At 40.2% G+C, this 6,240-nt stretch carries 1 protein-coding gene; it reads right to left on the reverse strand.

The window, feature by feature from the left end:
• On the reverse strand, positions 1 to 6,107 hold a 6,107-nt coding region (locus tag SST62_RS1000000111875), incomplete at its 3' end, for a MucBP domain-containing protein (protein ID WP_153309603.1).
• Positions 6,108 to 6,240 lie beyond the last annotated feature (133 nt).

Here is a 6,240-nt window from a genome sequence, read left to right on the forward strand (position 1 = left end):
GAACCAATTGTCTTAGATGGGATCAATACATAACGTGAACCGTCTTCTGTAACAATCTCTGTTGGTTTGTTATCTGTTGTGTCATAAGACTTGCCAGCAGGAACGTTTGTTTCATCTTGAACTGGTGCTTTGATAACTGTACCGTCTTCTGTTACGTAGTTAACCACAACATTACCATTTTGAACGTAAGGGATTAGTGTGTCTTCACCTGAATTTTCTGGTGTTGGTGGCACATAACCCTTACCTGGATCATTTGGATCTACTGGTTTCAATGGTGTGTTGTCCTTAGGATCTACTGGTGTGTAGCCCGGAACGTTTGGAATCACTGTACCTGGAGTTGGTGTTACTGGTACGTCTGGAGTGTTTGGATCAAACGGATATGGAATTACTGGGCGTTCGTTTTCTGGAACACCTGGAATTTCTGGAATCCAGTTCGCAACTTTCTTATACACATAAGTGATTTCTGTTGTCTTACCACCTTCAACTGTACCATTTTCTGAACCAATTGTCTTAGATGGGATCAATACATAACGTGAACCGTCTTCTGTAACAATCTCTGTTGGTTTGTTATCAGTTGTATCGTATGATTTACCAGCAGGTGCATCAGTTTCATCCTTAACTGGACTCTTGATAACTATACCGTCTTCTGTTACGTAGTTAACCACAACATTACCAGCTTGTTCATAAACATACTTAACAGTTGTTGTACCCTCAACGACATTACCTGTTTCCACTGCTGAGTCAGCTTTCACTTCTTTGTAGTAGTAAACTGTACCATCAGTTGCAGTAATCTTAGCTGGTTTGTGATCAAGAGTTGTGTAAGCCGTACCTGTTGATGAAGCAGGAGTGTCCTCAACATCAGCGGCAATTTTCTCACCAGCTGTGTTGTAGTACTCAACTACAACGTTACCTTTCACTTCTTCGTAAACGTATGTTACTTGTTCATCTTTACCAGAAGTGATGGTGCCATTTTCGTTACCTTTAGTTGCTTTTGGAACAAGTTTGTAGGTCTTACCATCTTCTGTTGTGATGGTAGTTGGTTTGTTGTCTTCTGTTGAGTATGACTTACCTGGTTCAGCATTCTCTTCGTCTTTGACTGGAGATTTGATAACTTTACCATCAGTTGTTACATAATTCACTGTAACAGATCCGCCTGGTTCGTAGACATAAGTCACTTCTGTTGTACCTTCTACAACCTTACCAGTTTCTTTATCACCAGCTTTAACTTCTTTGTAGTAGTAAACATCACCTGATTCAGTAGTGATCTTAGCTGGTTTGTTGTCTTTTGTGTCGTAAGCTGTACCTGTTGAAGTTGTCTTCGTATCAACCACTTGTGATGCAATCACTTCGCCATCTGTATTGACGTAGTTAACAACAACATCACCTTTCACTTCTTCGTAAACGTATGTGATTTCTGTTGTGCCTTCTACAACGTCACCAGTCTCATTACCTTTTGTCAGAGTTGGTACGATACGGTATGTCTTACCTTCATCTGTTGTGATTTCTTTTGGTTTTAAGTCTGTTGTGTTGTATGGTGTACCTGTTGAGCTTTCTGGTGTATCAGTTACAGTGCTTGCAGTTTGCTTACCTTCATCTGTTGTACCTGAGATTGGGTTACCTTCGGTATCAACGTAATGAACGATGACATCACCTTTTACTTCTTCGTAGACGTAAGTGATCTCTTTTGTTTTACCTGCTTCTACTGTACCTGTTTCTGAATCAACACCTGTGGCAGTACCGTTACCTACAGCAGTCAAGTTACCTTCATCTGAAACTGTACCAACTGGGTAATCACCTGCTTTTTCTTTTGCGACAAGACGATATGTCTTACCATCTGCTGTGGTGATTTCTTCTGGTTTGTGGTCTGTAGTAGCATAAGCAGAATCTGGTTTGCCATCTGTCACATCTGCTACAGGAGCTTGGATGACGTTACCTTCTGTATCCACATAATTAACGTTAACGTTACCTGCTTTTTCGTAGACGTATTGAACAGTTGTTGTTCCTTCTACGACATCACCTTTTTCTGGTGCAGATGTGTCTTTAACCTCTTTATAGTAGTAGACTGTTTCTGAACCATCTGCTTCAACAACTGTAATAGTTGCTGGTTTGTGGTCGTAGGTTTCATATGGTGTGTCTACTGATGTTGTTGGTGTATCAACTTCTGTTTTAGCGATGGTATTTCCTTCGGTATCGTAGTACTCAACAACAACGTCACCTTTTACTTCTTCGTAAACGTAAGTGATTTCTTTTGTTTTACCAGCTTCAACTGTACCAGTCGTAGCATCAATACCTGTTGCTTTACCGTTACCAACTACTGTCAAGTTGTTATCATTTGAAACAGTACCAACTTTGTAATCACCTGCTGGAACTAGGCGGTAAAGCTTGCCATCTACTGAGATGCTAGCCAATTTGTTATCAAGAACAGTGTCGTAGTCAGAACCTGGCTTACCATCAGTCACATCTGCAACTGGAGCTTTAAGTGGGTTACCTTCTGTATCAACATAGTTAACGTTAACGCTACCAGCTTTTTGATAGATGTAAGTTACTTCAGTCGTACCTTCGACAACCTTACCAGTTTCTTTATCACCTGCTTTAACTTCATCTTTTGGTAAGATGTAGTAAACCTCGCCTGTTTGGTCATTTGTGATTTTCTCTGGTTTGTTATCTCTAGTATCGTAGTCTGTACCTGTATCTGTGATCGTTTGGTCTGTCACATCATCTGCAATGGTGTTACCTTCTGTGTCCACATAGTGAACGATAACATCACCTTGTACTAACTCGTAAACATATGTGATTTCTGTTGTACCAACAACAACCTTACCATCTTCTTCACCTTGTGTCGCAACTGGAACAAGTTTGTAAATCTTACCATCATCTGTTGTGATAGTTTTTGGCTTCAGATCTGTTGTGTTGTATGGTGTGCCTGTTGAGCTTTCTGGTGTATCAGTTACAGTGCTTGCGGTTTTCTTACCTTCGTCTGTTGTACCTGAGATTGGGTTACCGTCTTGGTCAACATAATGAACAATAACCTTACCAGTTACTTCCTTATAGACAAAGGTAATTTCTTTGGTAATACCAGAGGCGACTGAGCCAGTTGCTTCGTGGACACCTGTTACCTCAGTCACATTGCTTACTGACAAATGATGATCCGCTTCAACAGTACCGACAGTATATTCAGCAGCCGGAGCCAATTCATATGTCTTACCATCAGCAGTGACAATCTTAGCTGGTCTGTTATCAACGATTGTGTCATATCCTGTACCCGCTTTGGCATTGACAAGATCAGCAACTTTTTCAGTAACTACCTTGCCAGTACCGTCTGTACCAGATAGTTTATTACCATTCACATCAACGTAGTTAACATTGACGTTACCAGCTTTTTCGTAGACGTATGTCAACTCTTTAAGCGTATCTTGCGCAACTGTACCAACTTCTTCGGTAATTTTTTCAATCTTACGTTTTTCAGTGTCTGTGTTGCTTGAAGCTGGGTTAAGACCTGTTGTATCGATTTCTTTGTAGTAGTAAACCGTACCATCTGCTGCTGTGATTGTCGCATCTTTTACAGACTTGGTATCATATGCTGTGTTGGTGTTAGCATGATCATAGATTGACTTAGAATCTTGTAAAACATTACCTTCTGTGTCAACATAATAGACCTTAACGCCACCTTTTTCTGCGTAATAGTAATGCTGATTGTTCTCACTAAGAGTCAACATGTTGTACATAGCGATGATGTTTGTATGTAGATCTGCATCCACTTCTTTTTCAGCACCATCTTGATTAACGGTAATCTTTACACGTGCTGGTAGGCCATCTTTGCCTAACTCCGTCTTACTAAGAAGTTTTGCACCTAATGGAGTTGGAGCAGTTGGTGACCAGTCAACCATTGGGTCTGACAAATACGAACTAATCTTAAGTGCGATTTCTGTAGCAACTTTACCACCTGCAATGTATGTATAGTAATTTTTTACGGTGTGATTCCAAGTTGTTAAGCCAGTAACTGCATCTGGTCCGTCATTGGCAGTAAGTGGTTCTGCTTCTGTAGATACAAATGTAAGCAAGAACTTGTTATCATCTGTGTTGATTTCGGAAGCATAGTTAGCACGGATTTCCGCTAAACGACTAGCTTGTTGGTCACTTGCTAAGCTAGTATCTGCATTAACCGCTTCAATTTCAGCTAGGTATTTATTGACAATCGCGACACGATTTGTAAAATCTAAGGCTTCTGCTCCACCATTCGTAACAAAATCTACCGGTGACATGGAATGGTAGTTTTTAAAGTTCTCAAGAAAATCAGGATGATCAGGGTTTAAAACAAAATTTAGGAAACGTGAAGTACCATCTTCTTTTGTGATATAGATAACCCTTGCAGTCTTAGAAGCAGGGAAGTATTGGATAAGCGGAGTACCAACTGAGTAGTTCGTTGAAATTGGTGTATCTTTAATTACTGGTGCCTCAATCAATTCATAGTTTGCAAACTCTGCTGCATCAGAAATTGTAAAGGAATCCCCTGAAACCATGCCTACGTGAGCGTAACTTGCAAGAAGTTCTTGTGCACGACGTTCAGTTTCTTTAACATAATAGCTAGTAACCTGAGTAGGCAGATATCCCGGTGCTATACCAGTATAACTGTTATAAGATGTGTTATCATTTGTTAGAAGTGAATAGGCAACCGAACCCTTACCGTTGGCTCCCACGCCAGAGTTGATATTCACATATCTAACGCTTGTTTGTTGACCTGTTGAATCCGTAAATGGCATCGTAGTTAATGACATTCGGTATGTAAAATCTCCTAGATCTTTCGGTCCATTTGCAATTTTTTTGAATTGATGACGAGCAGTATTTTCAGGGATTTCAATCTCTTCTATAAAGCCTTTTTGTTTACTTACCAAACGAGCATAGATATTACCAGTTGATGGAACCCGATCCATAGAGAGGGTAATATAGTAATCTGTACCATAACGGTTATTATATGAACCATCCTTCGTACCAGGTGTAACTGTGGCATCAACATCATCAGCTGACAAACTGTAAATCAAGAAAGTGATTCGTCCAGCAGTTGGGTCAACTTCATATCCTGCTGGGATATTTTGTTTTTGAGGTTTAGTTGTGGCTGTTGCAGTTGCCGCAGCCTTATTAAGTACTTCTTCATTCTCAGTCCAGTATCCTGGTCTGTTAGTTGAGTCTTCCATATCAGTGACAGTAGCCAAAGCAATCTCAATAACATCCGTACCTAAAAACTTACGCAATTCCAAAGCAAGTGCTTCTACGCTTGTACGAATAGCTGAGATTTGTGCGTTTACTTCTTCAAGTGTTGCAAACGCATTTTGGAAAGTTACAGTCGCTTTTGTGGCAACCAATTTAGTTGCGTCCGCTGCTGTTTTCAGAGTAGTATTATCACTATCAGACGTTGCAACCAAACGATTAGTTTCATTTGCCAATACTTCCGCTTCTGAAGTTACTTGCTCAAGAACTTTTTTTGCTTCTTCTACGGTTGTAGGTGTCGTAGGTGTAGTTGATGTCGTAGGTGTAGTTGATGTAGCTGCTCTAGTTGTTGAACTAGCAGTTGCTACAGTTGTTGATGTTGTAGTTGGTGAGCTAACAGTTTCTGTAGCTTCTACTTTTTTGACAACTTTTACAGTTACAATATTTTCTCCATTCTCTGTCACTTCTTGAGAAACTGTAGCTGACTGACCTGATGCTAATTCATACCCTTCTGGTACTACTGCTGTGACAGATACCGTTGCTTTTGCAATTGTGTCTGTGGTAGTAACTGAAACTGTTTCTACTGAAGGGTTCCCAAGTATTCCATCTTCAGTAGCGTACTTAACAATATAGCCGATTTCAACTGTACGTTCAGAACCTGATGAAGTCGCTGCTTTTGTTGAAGTTTCTGATATCTTTGATTCTGTAGCACTTGTGGATGGAGCTACGGACGTAGACTCTGGGGTTGTAACTGTCTCTGCTGCTTGAACAACCTGTGTCCCAGCACCAAGTGCAATCGACATCCCAAGTAAGACACTAGCCGCACCAAAGTGGTATTTACGAATTGAGAAGTGCTGTTTCAATCCGTACCAGTCAAAAGACTTTCTTCTAGAATGATGCATTATTATCCTCCTGTATTCTATGCATTGCTAAAAATAAGTTTAGTAACTAAAAATGCTTTCAGATTACATCTCCATCATTTTACTATTAGTTAACTATTTTTAGCTTCAATAAACATTATAACCTACCCCCCCC

The organism is Streptococcus suis YS56 (assembly GCF_000440115.1).
GTDB lineage: Bacteria > Bacillota > Bacilli > Lactobacillales > Streptococcaceae > Streptococcus > Streptococcus suis_L.